The 17,665-nt window shown below is 65.2% G+C and carries 15 protein-coding genes and 2 pseudogenes; 4 read left to right on the top strand and 13 right to left on the bottom strand.

Going from position 1 to position 17,665, the window contains the following annotated elements; translation table 11 throughout:
• Window positions 1-69: 69 nt before the first annotated feature.
• The 8 genes and pseudogenes from CHX26_RS09950 to CHX26_RS09915 all read right to left on the bottom strand — a co-directional run bounded on the left by CHX26_RS09950 (window position 70) and on the right by CHX26_RS09915 (window position 7,486).
• The gene (locus tag CHX26_RS09950; RefSeq protein WP_335682294.1) at window positions 70-795 is read right to left on the bottom strand and encodes a heme-dependent oxidative N-demethylase family protein; all 726 of its coding nucleotides are present in this window, start codon (window positions 793-795) and stop codon (window positions 70-72) included.
• Between the two features lie 66 nt (window positions 796-861).
• On the bottom strand, window positions 862-1,869 hold the full coding sequence (bioB, locus tag CHX26_RS09945) for a biotin synthase BioB (protein WP_104942231.1): 1,008 nt from the start codon (window positions 1,867-1,869) through the stop codon (window positions 862-864).
• Complete coding sequence (locus tag CHX26_RS09940) at window positions 1,866-2,066, bottom strand: hypothetical protein (RefSeq protein WP_104942230.1); 201 nt, start codon at window positions 2,064-2,066, stop codon at window positions 1,866-1,868. The genes bioB and CHX26_RS09940 overlap by 4 nt, the downstream gene beginning before the upstream one ends.
• Window positions 2,066-4,232 (bottom strand): annotated as a pseudogene (scpA, locus tag CHX26_RS09935) (methylmalonyl-CoA mutase). The gene CHX26_RS09940 and the pseudogene scpA overlap by 1 nt, the downstream one beginning before the upstream one ends.
• 109 nt (window positions 4,233-4,341) lie before the next feature.
• Window positions 4,342-5,127, bottom strand: coding sequence for an enoyl-CoA hydratase-related protein (locus CHX26_RS09930; RefSeq protein WP_104942229.1), 786 nt, complete (start codon window positions 5,125-5,127; stop codon window positions 4,342-4,344).
• Window positions 5,128-5,236: 109 nt separating this feature from the next.
• A complete protein-coding gene (gene mce, locus CHX26_RS09925) occupies window positions 5,237-5,689 on the bottom strand; it encodes a methylmalonyl-CoA epimerase (RefSeq protein WP_104942228.1) in 453 nt (150 codons plus the stop codon).
• A complete protein-coding gene (locus tag CHX26_RS09920) occupies window positions 5,686-5,973 on the bottom strand; it encodes a hypothetical protein (protein ID WP_104942227.1) in 288 nt (95 codons plus the stop codon). The genes mce and CHX26_RS09920 overlap by 4 nt, the downstream gene beginning before the upstream one ends.
• A complete protein-coding gene (locus tag CHX26_RS09915; RefSeq protein WP_104942226.1) occupies window positions 5,954-7,486 on the bottom strand; it encodes an acyl-CoA carboxylase subunit beta in 1,533 nt (510 codons plus the stop codon). The genes CHX26_RS09920 and CHX26_RS09915 overlap by 20 nt, the downstream gene beginning before the upstream one ends.
• Window positions 7,487-7,570: 84 nt before the next feature.
• Here CHX26_RS09915 and CHX26_RS09910 point away from each other — a divergent pair, with 84 nt between their 5' ends.
• On the top strand, window positions 7,571-8,692 hold the full coding sequence (locus tag CHX26_RS09910) for an NAD(P)/FAD-dependent oxidoreductase (protein WP_233997110.1): 1,122 nt from the start codon (window positions 7,571-7,573) through the stop codon (window positions 8,690-8,692).
• 4 nt (window positions 8,693-8,696) lie between these two features.
• On the opposite strand, the gene CHX26_RS09905 is transcribed toward CHX26_RS09910, so the two are convergent.
• From CHX26_RS09905 to pgi, 4 genes and pseudogenes are all read right to left on the bottom strand, one after another.
• Complete coding sequence (locus CHX26_RS09905; protein ID WP_104942225.1) at window positions 8,697-9,509, bottom strand: class I SAM-dependent methyltransferase; 813 nt, start codon at window positions 9,507-9,509, stop codon at window positions 8,697-8,699.
• Window positions 9,510-9,606: 97 nt separating this feature from the next.
• On the bottom strand, window positions 9,607-10,959 hold the full coding sequence (gorA, locus tag CHX26_RS09900; RefSeq protein WP_104943365.1) for a glutathione-disulfide reductase: 1,353 nt from the start codon (window positions 10,957-10,959) through the stop codon (window positions 9,607-9,609).
• A 109-nt stretch (window positions 10,960-11,068) separates the two neighbouring features.
• Window positions 11,069-12,528: pseudogene (locus CHX26_RS09895) on the bottom strand (DEAD/DEAH box helicase).
• Window positions 12,529-12,755: 227 nt separating this feature from the next.
• Window positions 12,756-14,309, bottom strand: a complete 1,554-nt coding sequence (gene pgi / locus CHX26_RS09890) for a glucose-6-phosphate isomerase (protein ID WP_233997109.1) — start codon at window positions 14,307-14,309, stop codon at window positions 12,756-12,758.
• 49 nt (window positions 14,310-14,358) lie between these two features.
• Between pgi and lepB the strand changes: the two genes are divergently transcribed.
• The 3 genes from lepB to era all read left to right on the top strand — a co-directional run bounded on the left by lepB (window position 14,359) and on the right by era (window position 16,899).
• Window positions 14,359-15,195: a signal peptidase I gene (lepB, locus tag CHX26_RS09885; RefSeq protein WP_104942224.1), complete on the top strand. Its 837-nt coding sequence runs from the start codon at window positions 14,359-14,361 to the stop codon at window positions 15,193-15,195.
• Window positions 15,192-15,878: a ribonuclease III gene (rnc, locus tag CHX26_RS09880; protein WP_104942223.1), complete on the top strand. Its 687-nt coding sequence runs from the start codon at window positions 15,192-15,194 to the stop codon at window positions 15,876-15,878. The genes lepB and rnc overlap by 4 nt, the downstream gene beginning before the upstream one ends.
• A 112-nt stretch (window positions 15,879-15,990) precedes the next feature.
• Entirely contained in the window at window positions 15,991-16,899 is a 909-nt protein-coding gene (era, locus tag CHX26_RS09875; protein WP_104942222.1) for a GTPase Era, read from the top strand.
• 54 nt (window positions 16,900-16,953) lie between these two features.
• Here the strand turns inward: era and CHX26_RS09870 are convergent, their stop codons facing one another.
• Window positions 16,954-17,409: a hypothetical protein gene (locus tag CHX26_RS09870; RefSeq protein WP_104942221.1), complete on the bottom strand. Its 456-nt coding sequence runs from the start codon at window positions 17,407-17,409 to the stop codon at window positions 16,954-16,956.
• Window positions 17,410-17,665 lie beyond the last annotated feature (256 nt).

The following is a 17,665-nucleotide window of genomic DNA, read 5'->3' as shown; positions in this document are numbered from 1 at the left end:
AAGGACATATCTTGCCAGCGGCTATGCCGAGTGATTGCGCAAGCTGCAAGCTAGCGGATTTGGGCGGCGTCAGGCATGGGCGGCGGCGAAGGCGGTGAGGCTGTCGGCATAGGCAGGCGCGCCGCGCCGGTCACCCTCCCCGCTGACGAGAGTTTGCACAGCGCGGCTCAGCATGGCGATGTTGGCAGGCGAGAGCTTGCCGAGCGGTTCCACATAGATCCCGATGGTGAACAGGATCGCGCCGGTCTGCGGCAGGCGCCGCAGGGTCTGGCGTTCGGAGCGCACGAACAGGGTGCTCCCTGCGTTCTCGGGCGTGACATGGGCGAAGGCTTGCGTAGCGGGGCGGTCGGGCAGCCAGCGGCGCGCTCCGGTGGCCGCGATGAACCAGTTGGCACGCGCGTAGATCGGGCCGGGGCGCAGGGTTGCCATGAAGCGGTCGACCCCGGTGGCGAGTTGTTCCTCGTAGCCCGCAATCGGCGCATGGAGCGCGCGCAGGGGCAGGCCGATTTTCTCGGCAGGGTGCCAGTCAGAGGGCCAGGCCACCGCTGCACCGATCAGGCGGTAGACGTCTTCATCGTCGCGTTTGCTAAGGAGGCAGAGGTCTTCGTGAACGGCCAGCGCTGCTTCGGGGAGAGCGCCTTGGGTGCCCACCATCGCTGCCAACTCGCGCCCCGGCGCGTCCACCTCGGGGGTCAGTTGCACACCTTCCGGCCAGTCCGCAAACCCCGCCGCCCGCGCCGCGAAATCGGGCTTGGGCTGGAGCCACTGGTGCTCCTCAAGCTTGACCAGCCCCATGCGCAACTGCCCGCCCCGCGCGCCTTAGGGAGCAGGCTGTCGACCGAGAAGCCGAGGGTCATGCAACTAGGCCACTGCCGCCGCCTTGCAGGCTCTTGCGGGTTCCTCGCCCTTCAGCGCCGTCAGCCCCAGCTTGGCGAACAGCGCGCCGTCCTTGTCATCACCCGCATTGGGCGCGGTCAGGAGCTTGTCGCCGGTGAAGATCGAGTTCGCGCCTGCGAGGAAGCACAGGGCCTGCGTCGCCTCGGACATGGATTCGCGCCCCGCCGAGAGCCGTACCATCGAGCGCGGCATGGTAATGCGCGCCGCCGCCACGGTGCGGACGAACTCGATATCGTCGATCTTCGCAAGCGGCGTATCGGCCAGCATATTGCCCAGCACCGTGCCCTTGACCGGCACCAGCGCGTTGACCGGCACGCTCTCCGGGTGCTGCGGCAGGGTCGCGAGCGTGTGGACAAAGCCCACCCGGTCCTCGCGCGTCTCCCCCATGCCGACGATCCCACCGGAGCAGACATTGATCCCCGCCTTGCGGACGTGACCCAGCGTATCGAGGCGGCACTGGAAATCGCGGGTGGAGATGACACGCTCGTAATATTCGGGGCTGCTGTCGATATTATGGTTGTAGTAATCGAGGCCTGCGTCCGCGAGCATCTCGGCCTGATGCGGCTCTAGCATTCCCAGCGTCATGCAGGTCTCGAGGCCCATCGCGGAGACGCCCTTCACGATCTCGACGATCGCGGGCATGTCGCGGTCCTTGGGATTGCGCCACGCAGCCCCCATGCAGAACCGCTGGGAGCCCGCATCCTTCGCCTGCGCCGCGCGCTGGAGCACGGCCTGCACGTCCATCAGCTTGGTCGCCTCGACGCCCGAGTCCGCATGGACCGACTGCGAGCAATAGCCGCAATCCTCGGGACACCCGCCGGTCTTGATGCTGAGCAGGGTGCAAAGCTGCACTTCGGTCGCGGGGTGGTATTCGCGATGGACGCTGGCGGCCTGGAACAGCAGCTCGGTGAAGGGGAGGTCGAAGAGGTCGGCGATTTCCTCGCGGGTCCAGTCGGTGCGGGGGTTGGTCAAAACATTCTCCGCTTCTTGAGCCTTGCGCCAAATGCCGCACCGCCCCAGCCGACCAAGCCAGCAAGTAGCAGCAGGCCAACTGAGCCTAAAGCCTTGGTGGTCAAACTGTAATCGCTCATCCAAAGAAGAATGAGCGGCAGGTTCACAAGTGCGATCAGCGCTCCCTTGAGCACTTGGGAAAGGCTGTGGAGCAGCACTACTCCGCCGCCTCGTCCAGCCCTTCGCTCCCCAAGTCTCCGGGCGGCGGCATGTTGTGGCCGAGCAGCACCAGAATATCCGCTGCGCACTCCACCACGTTCGAGCCCGGGCCATAGATCCCCTGCACCCCCGCCTCGCGCAGGAAGTCGTAGTCCTGCGGGGGGATGACGCCGCCCGCCGTCACCTTGATGTCGCCGCGACCCGCTTCCTTCAAAAGCCGGATCAGTTCGGGGATCAGGGTCTTGTGGCCCGCTGCGAGGCTCGACGCGCCGACCACGTCGACATCGTGCTCCAGCGCCATCGCGGCGCTCTCCTGCGGGGTCTGGAACAGCGGGCCGGAGATGACCTCAAAGCCCATGTCGGAAAAGGCGCTGGCGATCACATTCGCACCGCGGTCGTGGCCGTCCTGGCCCATCTTGGCGACCATGATGCGGGGCTTGCGGCCCAACCGGCGGCCCACGGCTTCCACCCCGTCGGTCACCTGCGCCCAGCGGCGGTCGAATTCGTAGGCGCTCTTGTAGACGCCCTTGACCGGCGCGGGGGTGGCATCGTGGCGGCCGAACACCTCTTCCATGGCAGCAGAGATTTCGCCGAGGGTCGCGTCGTGACGCGCAGCCTCTACTGCCAGCGCCAGCAGGTTCGCACCGTTCGAGCAGCCCTCGGTCAGCGCCGCCAGCGCCGCACGGCACGCCGCCTCGTCACGGCCCTCGCGCACCTTGGCGAGACGGGCGATCTGGCCGGCGCGGACCTTCTGGTTGTCGACTTCCAGCGTCTCGAGCGCGTCTTCCTGTTCCTTGCGATACTTGTTGACGCCGACGATCACCGTCTCGGCTTTATCGACCTTGGTCTGCTTTTCCGCCGCCGCGCGCTCGATCGCGGCCTTGGGCGCGCCGGTGGCGACGAAGGCGGTCATGCCGCCCGCCGCATCGACTTCCTCGATCAGCTTCCACGCCTCGTCGACCAGGGTGGAGGTCAAAGCCTCGATATAGTGCGACCCGCCGAGGGGATCGACGACGCTCGTGATCCCGCTCTCTTCCTGAAGAACGAGCTGGGTGTTGCGGGCGATGCGGGCGCTGAAATCGGTCGGCAGCGCGATGGCTTCATCCAGCGCGTTGGTGTGCAGCGACTGGGTGCCGCCCAGCACCGCCGCCATCGCTTCCACCGTGGTGCGGATGACATTGTTGTAAGGATCCTGCTCCTGCAAGCTGACGCCCGAAGTCTGGCAGTGGGTGCGCAGCATCTTGGAGCGTTCGTCCTTCGCGCCCAGCCCGTCCATCACCCGCCACCACAGCGTCCGCGCGCGCGCGCAGCTTGGCGATCTCCATGAAGAAGTTCATGCCGATGCCGAAAAAGAAGCTGAGGCGGCCGGCGAACTTGTCGATATCCAGCCCTGCGGCCATGGCGCGGGTGGCATATTCCTTGCCGTCGGCGATGGTGAAGGCAAGCTCCTGCACCGCCGTCGCCCCGGCCTCGTGCATGTGATAGCCGGAAATCGAAATCGAGTTGAATTTCGGCATGTTGGCCGAGGTATAGGCGATGATGTCCGAGATGATCCGCATGCTCGGCTCGGGCGGGTAGATATAGGTGTTGCGGACCATGAACTCCTTGAGGATGTCGTTCTGGATGGTCCCTTCGAGCTTGTCCTGCGACACCCCCTGACGTTCGGCGGCGACGATGAAGAAGGCCAGCACAGGGATCACCGCGCCGTTCATCGTCATGGAAACGCTCATGCTGTCGAGCGGAATCTGGTCGAACAGGATCTCCATGTCCGCGACCGTATCGATCGCCACCCCCGCCTTGCCGACATCGCCGACGACGCGCGGGTGGTCGCTGTCATAGCCGCGGTGGGTGGCAAGGTCGAAGGCCACGGAAAGCCCCTTCTGCCCCATCGCGAGGTTGCGGCGGTAGAAGGCGTTCGATTCCTCGGCGGTCGAAAAGCCCGCATATTGGCGGATGGTCCACGGACGGCCGGCATACATCGAGGCCTTCACCCCGCGCGTGAAGGGCGCAAAGCCCGGCAGGCCCGGATCGAAGCCCGCGTGATCTTCCGCCGTGTAGAGCGGCTTGATCGCGAAGCCCTCGGGCGTTTGCCAGTTAAGATCGCGGCCCTTCACTTCCTTGGCGGCGAGGGCGTTCCAGTCTTCGAGCGTCGGTTTTTGGGTCATCGCGTTACCATTTTTCCGTTCGTGTCGAGCGAAGTCGAGACACCACGCTTTCCGGTATCTCGACTGCGCGCTTCGCGCTCCGCTCGATACGAACGGAGGTGGGGGGGAATTACGCCCCCTTGAATTCAGGCTTACGCTTCTGGAGAAACGACATGCCGCCCTCCATCGCATCCGCCGTGGCGCCGGCAACCCGCTGGGCCTCGGCCTCGGCCAGCAGCACCATCTGCAGGTTCTGGTCGAGCGCGGTGGCGATATTGCGCTTCATCTGGGCGTAGGCAATGGTCGGGCCGTTGGCGAGCTTCTCGGCCAGCGCGCGGGCTTCGGTCATCAGGTCGGCATCTTCGACGCACTTGTAGATCAGGCCCCATTCCTCGGCCTGCTGCCCGGAGATTTTCTCGCCAAGCATCATCATCCGCGTGGCGCGGGCGCGACCGATGGCGCGGGTGAGCAGCCAGGTCGAGCCGCCATCGGGCACAAGGCCGATATTGACGAAGGCTTGCAGGAAATAGGCGCTCTTGGCGGCAATGGTGAAATCCGCCGCCAGAGCCAGCGAGCAGCCCACGCCCGCCGCCGGGCCGTTGACCGCGCAGATCACTGGCACACTCGCCCGGATCAGCTGGCTGATCGCGGGGTTGTAGTGATTGATCAGCGCCTCGTGGCTGCCGCCCTTCCCGCCCAGCGCCGAGCCGGAGCCGCGCGCAGAAAGGTCTGCGCCCGAACAGAAGCCCTTGCCCTCGCCGGTGATCAGCACCGCGCGGGCATCGCCCAGATCATAGAAGGCCTGCCCCAGCTCGTCCGCCATTGCCGGGGGCATGGCATTGAGCCGCTCGGGCCGGTTCAAGGTAATGGTGAGCAGCGGGCCTTCGCGGTCAACGCGGATGGTTTCGTAGGACATTCGTTCAACCTCTCTGTTTCCCCGCCCCGGACTTGATCCGGGGCCCCGCTTCTTCTTCACCGAGGAGGAAAGCGGGGCCCCGGCTCGGTGGCCGGGGCGGGGTGTGTTCTCAATTCGACCAGTGGGTGCCGTCCTTCGGCGTCTCCATGATCTCGGTAAGCATCCCGCCCATGTCCTTGGGATGGACGAAAAAGATAGGCGTGCCATGCGCGCCGATCCGCGTGGGGCCGAGGATGCGCTTGCCCAGCGCCTCGAATTCCGAGCGCGCCTCGGCGATATCGGGCACCTCGAAGCACAGGTGATGCTGTCCGCCGAGCGGGTTCTTGGCGAGGAAGCCTGCAAGCGTGGAGTTTTCCCCCAGCGGCTCGATCAGCTCGATCTGGGTGCCGTTCATCGCCCCGTCCGCACCGGGGGTGTCGACGAAGCAGACCTTCACGCCCTGCTCTTCAAGGTCGAAGGGCGTGTGGATCTTGGTCGCACCCATGACGTCGCGATAGAACGCAATCGAGTCCGCGATGGAGGGCGTGGCGACTCCGATGTGATTGAGACGGCCGAGTTTCATTCTTTGCTCCAAATTCCACCGGGTTCGATCAAGCGGTTCCGCCAGTCGTTCAAATCGGTTTCGCACTTCGTCAAAACCGCGCGTAGCTCGTTCAACTCAAACTCAGCCTGGTGACTGTCTTCGTCGATGTACACTGTGATCTTGCCGTCTTCAGTCATCTCAACTTCGAGCAACACATTGCCATCCAATTCGACTTCGACGCCGATCGTGTCAGGATCGCTGGTCGAGACGAATTGGTAGGTCAGTTTCGAAGCGTCGACGAAGCTAGAGCGGAATATTGTCATGCTTCTTCCACGGGTTCTCCAAACTCTTCGTCCGCAGCTTCCGTAGCCCCAAGGCAATCCGCCGGCGGGTCGAATGCGGGTGGATCACCTCGTCGATGTACCCGCGCTGGGCCGCCACAAACGGGTTGGCGAAGCGGTCTTCGTATTCCTTGGTGCGCTCGGCGATCTTGGCGGGATCGTCCTTTTCCTGCCGGAAGATGATCTCCACCGCGCCCTTCGCGCCCATCACCGCGATTTCCGCCGTGGGCCAGGCGTAGTTCAAATCGCCGCGCAGGTGCTTCGATGCCATCACGTCATAGGCCCCGCCGTAAGCCTTGCGGGTGATGACGGTGATCTTGGGCACGGTCGCCTCGGCATAGGCGAAGAGCAGTTTCGCGCCGTGCTTGATGATGCCGCCCAGCTCTTGCGCCGTGCCGGGGAGGAAGCCGGGGACGTCGACGAAGGTGATGATCGGGATCTCGAAGGCATCGCAGAAGCGCACGAAGCGCGCGGCCTTCTTCGAGGAATTGATGTCGAGCACACCCGCCAGCACCATCGGCTGGTTCGCCACCACGCCAACGGTGCGGCCTTCCACGCGGCCGAAACCGCAGATGATGTTGCCCGCGTGCGCCGGCTGGATCTCGAAGAAATCGCCCTCGTCCAGCACCTTGGTGATCACCTCGTGCATGTCGTAGGGCTGGTTGGCGTTGTCGGGGATCAGCGTGTCGAGGCTGTCCTCCAGCCGGTCCCACGGATCGCTGGTGGGGAGCACCGGCACTTCCTCGCGGTTCGAGAGCGGCAGGAAATCCATGAAGCGCCGGGTCGCCAGCAGGGCCTCGACATCGTTCTCGTAAGCCAGATCGGCAACCGAGGTCTTGGTGGTGTGCGTGATCGCCCCGCCCAGTTCTTCCTGTGTCACGACCTCGTTGGTGACGGTCTTCACCACGTCCGGCCCGGTGACGAACATGTAGCTCGAATCCTTCACCATGAAGATGAAGTCGGTCATGGCGGGCGAATAGACCGCCCCGCCCGCGCACGGCCCCATGATGAGGCTGATCTGCGGGACGACGCCGCTCGCCAGCACATTGCGCTGGAACACCTCGGCATAACCGCCAAGGCTCGCCACGCCCTCCTGAATGCGCGCCCCGCCCGAATCGTTCAACCCGATCACCGGCGCGCCGACCTTCATCGCGGTATCCATCACCTTGCAGATCTTCTCGGCATGGCGCTTGGACAGCGAGCCGCCGAAGACGGTGAAATCCTGCGAGAACACGTAGACCAGCCGGCCATTGATGGTGCCGCTGCCCGTCACCACCCCGTCACCCGGAATGCGCTGGGTTTCCATGCCGAAATCCATGCAGTCGTGCTCGACGTAAGTGTCGATTTCCTCGAAGCTGCCTTCGTCGAGCAGCACGTCGAGGCGTTCGCGCGCGGTCAGCTTGCCCTTGGCGTGCTGAGCTTCGATGCGCTTGGCCCCGCCGCCCATCCGGGCAGCTTCACGGCGGCGTTCCATTTCGGCAATGTTGGCGGACACGGGGGTTCCTCTCCTGTGGCTCTCTTGCCGTGGTGCGTTGCCTTAGGCGCGTGCAAGCGTCAACGTGGCAAAAGTGGCGGGACGATGGGAAAGGTGGCCGCGATGTTTGTCTCTGACGTGTTGGTGATCGGCGGCGGGATCGCGGGGCTTTCTCTGGCGGCGCGGCTGGCGGGGCACGCCACGGTGACGGTGCTGGAGGGCGAGAGCGCGCCCGGCTACCACGCCTCGGGCCGCTCGGTCGCCTTCGCGCATTACGGCCTCGGCAACGAACCGGTGCGCACCCTGACGGCGCTGAGCATGGCCGACCTCGCCGCACATGGCAGCATCCATCCCGCGCTGCATATCGCTGCGGCAGGCCAGATTGCGGCGCTCGATGCGCTGGAGGATGTCCACCGGCTCTATGGCTGCGATTACAGCCGGATCGGGCCGGACGATGCGCTGGCGCTGATGCCCGCCTTGAGGCCCGACGCCTGCGCCGCGGCGCTGGTCGATCGCGGGTCACTGAAGCTCGATACCAACGCGATGCTGCAGGCCGATGTGGCGGCGCTGCGCACCCATGGCGGCACTCTGGTGACAGGCGCGCAGGTAGCGGCGATTGCGCACGAGGGGGCTGGCTGGCGGGTGGAGACGTCGGCGGGCGGCTTTGCTGCGCCGCTGCTCGTCAATGCGGCGGGCGCTTGGGCGGATGAAGTAGCCCGCATGGCCGGGGTCACCCCCATCGGCCTTCAGCCGCGCCGCCGAACCGTGATCAGCTTTGCTGCGCCCGCGGACGAAGACGTGCGCAATTGGCCCTTCACCAAGACCGTGGGCGAAGGCTTCTACCTGCTGCCCGAAGGCCGCAGCCAGATCCTCGCCTCAAGCATGGACCAGACCCCATCCGAGCCTTGCGACGCCGCGCCCGAGGAACTCGACATCGCGATTGCCGCTGACCGGGTGGAACGGGCGACCACCCTCGCCATCCGCCGCATCGCCCACAGCTGGGCAGGCCTCAGAAGTTTCGCGCCTGACGAATTGCCGTTGGTGGGCCATGCGGCGGGCGCGCCGGGGTTCATCTGGTGCGCCGGGCAAGGCGGCGCTGGGTTCCAGACCGCCCCTGCCCTGTCGCGCATCGCAGCGGCGGCCGTGCTGGGTCTGCCCTTCCCCGAAGACTGCACCGCTGCAGGCCTGACGCCAGAGATGTTTTCGCCAGCCCGCTTCGGCGCCTGAAGCCCTATTTTGCCAACCGCCCGCTGAACACTACGCGGCCCGCCAGCAGCGGCGCGAGCGCGCGCAGGGGACGCATGACAGCCCGCTCGATCCGCGAGGCCCAGATCATGCGCGAGGGATAGAGGCGGCCTTCGAGCACGTTGAACCAGGCGGTTTCCCACCCCGCCAGCCGCGCGGTGACAAGCGCGAATTCATGCTCGTCGATCTTGTGTTCGTCCTCGGTGATGTAGGGCGTCTCGCCGTCATAGATCCAGCCGCGCATCAGCGGATAGAGCAGGCGCTGCACGGCGGCGCTCTCACGGATGCGCTGGAGGCGCGAGTGGGTGTAGAGTTCATCGCCGATCACAAGCGCACCGGGCTTCAGTACCCGCGCGACTTCGGCCATGGTCGCGGCAATATCGACATGGTGGAGGATGTCGACGAACACCACCGCATCGAAGCTGTCCGCGCCATAGGTCATGGCTTCGGCTGGCATGGCGGCAAAGTCGATCCCTACCCCGGCGCGGCGCGCGCGCATCTCGGCGATGGCGAGCGATTCGGGCGAAAGGTCGCAGGCCGAAACCCGCGCGCCCAGCTGCGCGATGCGGATCGCATCATCGCCAAAGCCGCAGCCCAGCACCAGCACCGCCTTGCCCGCCAGATCTGCCGCAAGCAGCCGGTCATACATCGACCAATAGGCGTTCCACGGCCGCCGCGCGGCACTGACAATCACGTCGTCAGCGACCGGCTGCAGTGCTTCCTCGCCATAGGTAGCCGCGTGTTCACGGTGATATTCGAGTTCGCGCAGCTGGCGCGCGGTGAGGGTCATGATGTTCATGAAAGAACTGTTAAACCATGCCCCCGCAGCCGTCTTGCACCGCGCCAAGGGCTGTGCCGAAACGGGGCGAGAGACGCAGCAAAGATGAAGCGGCTCACTATTTGAACAGCACCAATTCCTCGGCCATGGTCGGGTGGATGGCCACGGTCGCGTCGAAATCGGCCTTGGTCAGTCCGGCTTTCACCGCAATCGCGGCGGCCTGCATGATCTCCGGCGCTTCGGGGCCGATCATGTGGATGCCGACGATCCTGTCCGAGGCGGCATCGACGATCATCTTGTAGAGGCTGCGCTCGTTGCGCCCTGCTACGACGTTTTTCATCGGGCGGAAATCGGCCTGATAAACCCTTATGCTGCCAAGCACATTGCGCGACTCGCCCTCGGTCAGGCCCACGGCTGCGATGGGCGGGTGGCTGAAGACCGCGCTCGGCACGCAGGAATGATCGACCGCATAGGGCTCCACCCCGCCGAACACGCTATCGGCAAAGGCCTGCCCTTCGCGGATCGCCACCGGCGTAAGCTGCACCCGGTCGGTCACGTCGCCCACGGCATAGACGTGATCGACATTGGTGCGGCTGAAGGCGTCGACGATGATCTCGCCGCGCTTGCCCACTTCGACCCCGATCGTCTCCAGCCCGAGCCCTTCGATGTTCGGCACGCGCCCGGTGGCCACCATGACGCAATCGAACACACGTGCATCCTGCCCGGTCAGCTTGACCAGCAGCGTGCCATCGTCCTGCTTTTCGACAGATTCGAACTGCGCGTTGAAGCAGAACTCGATGCCCTTGGTCAGGCTGATCTGGAGCAACCTGTCACGCACTGCCTCGTCATAGCCGCGCAGGATCGTGTCGGAGCGGTTGGCGATCGTGACCTTGCTGCCGAATTCGTTGAAGATGCCGGCGAATTCGTTGGCGATGTAGCCCCCGCCCGCGATCAGGATACGGCGCGGAATGGCATCGAGGTGAAACGCCTCGTTGGAGGTGATGACGTGCTCATTGCCTGGAAAGTCAGGGATATGCGGGCGCGCGCCAGTGGCGATCAGGATGTATTTCGCGGTCAATACCTTGCCGCTCGCCAGCGTGATCTGATGCGGGCCGGTGATGGTCGCGCGTTCATTGAACACGGTGACATCATGGTTGGACAAGGTCTGACCATAGAGCCCCTCCAGCCGGGTAACGTCGTTCTGGACGAGATCGCGTAAGCGCCCCCAATCGAAGCTCTTGCCTTCAATGGTCCAGCCGAACTGCCTGGCGTCTTCGAGATCCTCGGCGAAGTGCGCGCCGTAGACGAGCATCTTCTTGGGCACGCAACCACGGATCACACAGGTGCCGCCGACGCGGTATTCCTCGGCCACGGCGACGCGTGCGCCATGCGCGGCAGCAACGCGGCTGGCGCGCACACCGCCCGAGCCTGCGCCAATGGTGAAGAGGTCGTAGTCGTATTCTGCCGCCATGATGCTGCTCCCGTTCTGGCTGGGGCGCATATGGCGACGCGCGCCGGTGGGAGCAACCACCGACGCGCGCAAAGCCGTGTTTCAGTTGATGAGGCGCAGGCCCGCAGGGTCAGCCCTGCGCGGCGCGGGGACGACCTCCACCGCCGCCGGGACGCCCGCGCCCGCGACCACCGCGCGAACGGTTCTGGCCGCCGCCGGGCTTGCCCTGTGCGTGCTGCGGCTTGCGATCACCCTGTGGACGTCGTTCGCCCCGATTTTCGCCTTCGGCACGGCGCTGTTCGCCCTGCTGCGGACGACGCTCGCCGCGCTGTTCGCCCCGTTGCTCGGGACGCGGCTTGCGCTGCCCGAGCGGACGGGCCTGCACCCGCTTCATCGGCTGGCGCGGCGCGGGTTTTTCCGGCCCCTCGCCTTCCACCACCGCGCGGAAATTGTCGGGCAGTGGCAGGCGCTCCAGTTCCGCGCCGGTCGTCTTGCGGATATCCTTGAGGTAAGCGCGTTCGTCCTCGGCGCAGAAGGCGATCGCCACGCCATCTCTACCCGCACGCGCGGTGCGGCCGATGCGGTGGACATATTGTTCGGGCACGTTGGGCAGCTCGTAATTGATGACGTGGCTGACGCCCGGAATGTCGATCCCGCGCGCGGCGACGTCGGTCGCGATCAGGATCGGCACGCGGGCCTTCCTGAACTCGTCGAGCGCGCGCTGGCGCTGCGGCTGCGACTTGTTGCCGTGGATGGCGTTGGCCTCGATCCCGGCGTGCGCTAGCTTCTTCACCACCCGGTCCGCGCCGTGCTTGGTGCGGGTGAAGATCAGGATGCGCTCGAACTCGCCGGGCACCGGATGACGGCCCTTGAGGATCATCTGGAGCAAGCTGAGCTTCTCGTCCTGCTGCACCATGAACAGATATTGGTCGATGCGTTCGGCGGTGGTGCTTTCAGGCGTCACAGAGACGTGCACGGGGTTGTTGCAATAGCCGCTCACCAGCTCCTTGATCGCCTTGGGCATGGTCGCGCTGAAGAACAGCGTCTGGCGATCCTTGGGGGCCAGTTCGCGGATCTTGCGCAGGGCATGGATGAAGCCCAAGTCGAGCATCTGGTCGGCCTCGTCGAGCACCAGGATTTCGATGCCATTGAGGTTGAAAGCCTTCTGGTCGATCAGGTCGAGCAGGCGGCCCGGCGTCGCCACCAGAATGTCAGTGCCGCGGTGGAGCTTGTTGCGATCCTTGCCGACAGACGTGCCGCCAACGATGCACTGCACCTTCAGCCCGGCAAGCGCGCCGTAATCCTTGGCGCTGTCAGCGATCTGCACCGCCAGCTCGCGGGTCGGCGCGAGCACCAGCATGCGGCAGGACTTGAACGGGATCTGCTTGTCGGCCTCGCGCAGCCGGTCGATGCTGGGAAGCATGAAGGCGGCGGTCTTGCCGGTGCCGGTCTGCGCGATGCCGAGCAGATCGCGGCCCTTCAGCACGGGGGAATGGCCTGTTCCTGGATCGGGGTCGGCGTGGAATAGCCCTTGATATCAAGGGCCTGGAGCACGGGCTGCGACAGCCCGAGGTCAGCAAAAGTCGTCATGTAGATTGCACTCGCAAATAGTCTGCGACGCGCGCAGGCTTGCTCTGTGGCAGCCACGCGCGGCGCGGGGGTTGAAACCGCCCGCGTGAAAAGGGAAGTCTTGGGGGTAGAACCGAGGCGCGGCCGGGGCAGAAGCTTTCGTAAATTCCGCCGCTTCACGCATGGCTAGCGCGCTTCGATGGCGGCCATGTGGGGGCAAAGGGCGCGAAAGTCAATCGAATACGCGCTTACCCCAGCCCCGCCGCCGCCATCAGCGCCTTGGTGGAGGGGTCGAACTCGCCCTCACCGCTCTCGATCTGCTTGGCGATCGCCTTGCCCAGCTCCACGCCGAACTGGTCGAAGGGGTTGATTCCCATAAGGACAGCGTTGGCAAAAGTGCGGTGTTCGTGGAAGGCAATCAGCGCGCCCAGCGCCGCCGCGTCGCAATCGTCCAGCAGGAAGGTGGTCGAGGGTCGGTCGCCCGGATAGACGCGCGCCGGATCATCGGACGGCTTGCCCGCCATCAGCGCCGCGCCTTGCGCCAGACAGTTCATCAGCAGGATGCGGTGATGCGCCGGATCAAGATCATCGCCCGGCGCGATGCTGGCGATAAAGTCGACCGGGATCAGATGGGTGCCTTGATGCAACAACTGGAACACCGCATGCTGCGCGTCAGTCCCCACCCCACCCCACGTCACCGCCGCCGTCGCGCCATCAACGGGCGCGCCGTCAATCGTCACGCTCTTGCCGTTGGACTCCATTTCAAGCTGTTGGAGATAGTCGGGCAGCAGCGCGAGGCGTTCATCATAGGCGAACACCGCGCGGGTCTGGCAGCCGCGCAACCGGGTGTAATACTGGTCACAGAAAGCCGCGAGCAGCGGGGCGTTGGCGCGGCCTTCGGTCTGGCGGAAGTGATCGTCCACCGCCTTTGCCCCGGCCAGCATCGCCCGGAATTCGTCCATGCCCACCGCCAGCGCCACCGGAAAGCCGATGCTCGAGAACAGCGAATAGCGTCCGCCCACGCTCTCGACGAAGGGCAGCACGCGGGTTTCGTCCACGCCCCACTCCACTGCCTTGTCGGGCGCGGCGGTCAGCGCAATCACCCGCCCGCCGGGGTCTTCCACGCCGTTGTCGGCGAGCCACTTCAGCGCGCTGGCAGCATTGGTCATGGTTTCAATCGTGGTGAAGGTCTTGGAGGCGACCGCGATCAGGGTCGCGGCCGGATCGCAGGCGCGGAAGGCCTGTTCCAGCGCCAGCCCGTCGATGTTCGAAACCACATGGACATCGACCAGCGCCAGATCGCGGGTCAGCGCGTCGATGGCGAGCGCAGGGCCGAGCGCCGAGCCGCCGATGCCGATGGCGATGCAATGTCGTACTTCGCCCAGCGCCCCTTCATGGATGGCCTCGACCAGCATGCCCATCCTTGCAAGCAGGGCCTCGGCTTCCTCGACCTGTGCAGGCGTGCCGCTGCCGCGCAGGGCGCCGTGGGTGGCGGCGCGGCCTTCGGTCGGGTTGACGATCCCGCCGCCGAACAGCGCCTCGCGCGCCGCGCCAAAGCCCGCCGCCTGAGCCAGCGCCTCGAATGCTGCGAGCGCATCCGCGCTCAGATGGGTCTTGGCAAAGTCGATCCGCATACCCGTTTCGGCCGCGCTCCCTGGCTCGACCGGCCAGGCGATGCGCCGGGTCATCGCTTCGGTGCGGGCCGGATCGCCGGCGAAAAGTTCAGCAAGGGTCAGGTGCGAGACATCGCGCAGCCGCGCCCAAGCGGCGCCCATCGCTTCCTTGTCCGAAAATCCGCTCATCGCCGTTCCCCTTTGCGCAAGTTTGCCGGTGCGAGTAAGGGCAGCACAGATGGATGTTAAGACCCAATCGCTCCGGCCCCAGCCGCATGCCGCCCGAACCGTGCGACCGGGAGACACCTGGGGCGGTTTTTTCTGGTTTATCATCAAGCTTTTGCTGGTCGTTCTGGCGTTCCGGGTATTCGTATTCTCGCCATTCTCGATCCCGTCCGAGAGCATGTTACCGCGGCTGATGAACGGCGATTATCTGCTGGCCGCAAAGTGGCCCTATGGCATTTCGCGCCATTCGCTCCCCATTGATCTGCCCTTGCCGGAAGGGCGGCTGTTCGCCCGCCCGCCGGAACGCGGCGATATCGTGATCTTCAAGCACCCGGTTGACGGGCGCGACTATATCAAGCGGGTGATCGGCCTGCCGGGCGACAGCGTGGCGGTGATCAACGGCGAAGTGGTGCTGAACGGCGAGCGCCTTCCGCGCCAAGTGCTCGGCGATGCCATCATCCCGCTTTCGCCGAACACCGCCTGCGCCTGGGGCGGACGGGAGAGCGCCGATGCCGAGGGTAACCCGACCTGTCGCTACACCCGGCTGCGCGAAACCCTGCCCGGCGGCAGAGCCTACGATGTCCTCGATTTCGGGTCCACGCCGTATGACGGCTTCGCCCCGGTCAAAGTGCCGGCTGGTACGATGTTCGTGATGGGCGACAACCGCGACAGCTCGCGGGACAGCCGATTTGCAGCAGCAGCAGGCGACGGCGTTGGGCTGGTGCCGCAGGACTTGCTCGTGGGCCGGGCGAGCGTGATTGTCTGGTCAAGCGATGGCAGCGCCGATTGGGGCAACCCGTGGACGTGGTTTACCGCCGCCCGCTGGGAACGGATCGGAAGTCTGCTGTGACCGCGCTCGAACCTTCCGCGCGCGCATGGCTGGAGGCGCAGGGCTTTCATGTCGCCAATGAGGCCCCGTGGCTGGAGGCGCTGACCCACGGCAGTTTCAATGGATCAGGCCCGGCGGATGCAGCCGATTACCAGCGGCTTGAATTCCTCGGCGACAGGGTGCTGGGCCTGTCGGTGGCGGCCTGGCTGTTCCGCGCCGGAGACGCGCCGGAAGGCAGGCTTTCCCAGCGACTCAACGCTCTCGTCAGCGGCGCGACCTGCGCGCGCATTGCCCGCACGATCGGGCTCCCGCAGCATATCCGGCTGGGCAAGCAGGCGCGCGACGATGGCGGGGCGGATAGCGACAAGATCCTCGGCGATGTGATGGAGGCGCTGATCGGTGCCTGCTTCATCGAAAACGGCTTCGATGCCGCGCAGGCGCTGATCTATCGCCTTTGGGCCAAGGAACTTGAAGGCGACGTCGGCAAGGCCAAGCATCCCAAGAGCGCGTTGCAGGAATGGGCCGCAGGCAACCGCCGCGCCGCGCCGCTGTATGAAGTCACCGACCGTTCCGGCCCCGATCACGCGGCCCGCTTTACTGTGCGGGTGACCGTCCGCAATGTCGGCGATGCGACAGCGACTGCGACCAGCAAAAGCGAAGCCGAGAGGCTCGCGGCCAAGGCCTTTCTGGAGCGGTTTGGGTGATGAACACCGGATTTGTAGTGCAAGATCGAAACCGAAAGTTTTCGCAAGGCCAAGCGGCCGCCCGCAGCCGCTTTGGAGCAAAGCGGAAGAACAGCGGCGAGGAAGTCATCAAATGACCAAACAGAAATGCGGCGTTGTTGCCGTGCTCGGCGCGCCCAACGCCGGCAAATCGACTCTTGTGAACGCCCTTGTCGGCCAGAAGGTCGCGATCACCAGCGCCAAGGCGCAGACCACCCGCGCGCGGATGCTCGGCATTGCGCTGCATGAGGTAGAGGGTGCGCCGACGCAAATGATCCTCGTCGACACGCCCGGCATCTTCGCTCCCCGCCGCCGATTGGACCGCGCGATGGTGAGCGCCGCGTGGGAAGGCGCGGAGGCGGCTGACGCGGTGCTGCTGATGGTCGATCCGATAAAGCAGCGCCGCCACGAGCTGGAACCCCTGCTGGAGACGCTGGCGACCCGCCCGGAGCGGAAAATCCTCGTCCTCAACAAGGTCGACCGCGCCAAGAAGGAACCGCTCTTGGCATTGGCGCAGGAACTGACCGGCAAGGTGGACTTTGCCGAGGTGTTCTTCGTTTCGGCGCTCACCGGTGACGGGGTGCCGGAACTGAAGGACGCCCTCGCCCGGCTGATGCCGGAGGGTGAATGGATGTACCCCGAAGATCAGGTCTCAGACGCGTCCGAAAGACTGCTCGCCGCGGAGATCACCCGCGAGCAGCTCTACAAGCAGCTCCATGAGGAACTGCCCTATGACAGCGCAGTGCGGCCCGAGAAATACGAAGTGCGACCCGATGGCAGCGTGGAGATCCACCAGCAGATCGTCGTCACCCGCGACAACCAGCGCGCGATCGTGCTCGGCAAGGGCGGATCGAAGATCAAGGCGATCGGCGCAGCGGCGCGGGCGGAACTGGCCGAGGTGCTGGGGGTAAAGGTCCACCTGTTCCTGCACGTGAAGGTGCTGGAAAACTGGGCCGAGGACAAGGAAGTGTTCGAGGAGATCGGGCTGGACTGGGTGCGGTAGGTTCACCCGCGTGTGAGCTGAACACTGTCAAATCAACTTGCGTTGATCGCGGCCCTAGTCCCTCGCTTCGCTCGGCGGGAAGAGGATCACCTCCAGCCCTTCCGGTACGCGCCCCGTTTCGGTTTCAACCACAGTCAGAGCGCAGGAACCGAAGGCGCTGCCCTTCTGCACCACCCGGTAGCGGGTCGCGGGTGCCGGGGTAAAGCGCGAGGCGTTGATGCACCAGTTGTCGGTCGTGCTGGTGATCCCTGGAGCGCCAGTCGTGCGGTCCATCTTGGCAAAGACAGTGACCTCCTTGCCGGCTTGCAGCAGGAACGGCATCGGCTTTTTCGCAGCCCAGGTGAATATCTTGACGATGCCCGCGTCCTCGATCCGCGCAACGTCACCAACCCGGTATTCCTGATTCGTGGCATGGCCGAAGCCGACAGAGTCCTTGACGCCCATTTCAAACGTCGCCTCGGCAAAGTCCGGCCCGAACGCTGCGCCCTTGGGAACCGAAGCTGACGTCACGCAACCTGCGCAAGCCACACTGAGCAGAACCGCAAGGCTACGAGGAAAAGCGGAGTTCATGTCTTGCACCCCAATCGCGTTAGACGTCGCGGCCGAGGTAAAGCAAGAAAATGGCCGGGAAAAGGGGAACGCTGCCAATATCATCGTCATCTTAGCGGAAGCTGGGGCCTAGGATCGGCTAAGTGGCACGCTCGCGATGAAAGCGCTTGATTGTCCCGGGTCCTCGCTGTCGCTGAGATGACGCGTAGGCTGTCGC

Source organism: Porphyrobacter sp. HT-58-2 (assembly GCF_002952215.1).
Taxonomy (GTDB): Bacteria; Pseudomonadota; Alphaproteobacteria; order Sphingomonadales; family Sphingomonadaceae; genus Erythrobacter.
The sequence above is the reverse complement of the archived record's forward strand: the minus strand, read 5'-3'. Positions and strand labels throughout refer to the sequence as shown.

What these genes read in the sequence shown, in the direction of transcription:
- CHX26_RS09950 (WP_335682294.1), bottom strand. Translation starts at nt 795, where the DNA reads ATGGGGCTGGTCAAGCTTGAGGAGCACCAGTGGCTCCAGCCCAAGCCC.
- CHX26_RS09910 (WP_233997110.1), top strand. Translation starts at nt 7,571, where the DNA reads ATGGGAAAGGTGGCCGCGATGTTTGTCTCTGACGTGTTGGTGATCGGC.
- CHX26_RS09920 (WP_104942227.1), bottom strand. Translation starts at nt 5,973, where the DNA reads ATGACAATATTCCGCTCTAGCTTCGTCGACGCTTCGAAACTGACCTAC.
- pgi (WP_233997109.1), bottom strand. Translation starts at nt 14,309, where the DNA reads ATGAGCGGATTTTCGGACAAGGAAGCGATGGGCGCCGCTTGGGCGCGG.
- lepB (WP_104942224.1), top strand. Translation starts at nt 14,359, where the DNA reads ATGGATGTTAAGACCCAATCGCTCCGGCCCCAGCCGCATGCCGCCCGA.
- gorA (WP_104943365.1), bottom strand. Translation starts at nt 10,959, where the DNA reads ATGGCGGCAGAATACGACTACGACCTCTTCACCATTGGCGCAGGCTCG.
- CHX26_RS09905 (WP_104942225.1), bottom strand. Translation starts at nt 9,509, where the DNA reads ATGAACATCATGACCCTCACCGCGCGCCAGCTGCGCGAACTCGAATAT.
- era (WP_104942222.1), top strand. Translation starts at nt 15,991, where the DNA reads ATGACCAAACAGAAATGCGGCGTTGTTGCCGTGCTCGGCGCGCCCAAC.
- CHX26_RS09930 (WP_104942229.1), bottom strand. Translation starts at nt 5,127, where the DNA reads ATGTCCTACGAAACCATCCGCGTTGACCGCGAAGGCCCGCTGCTCACC.
- mce (WP_104942228.1), bottom strand. Translation starts at nt 5,689, where the DNA reads ATGAAACTCGGCCGTCTCAATCACATCGGAGTCGCCACGCCCTCCATC.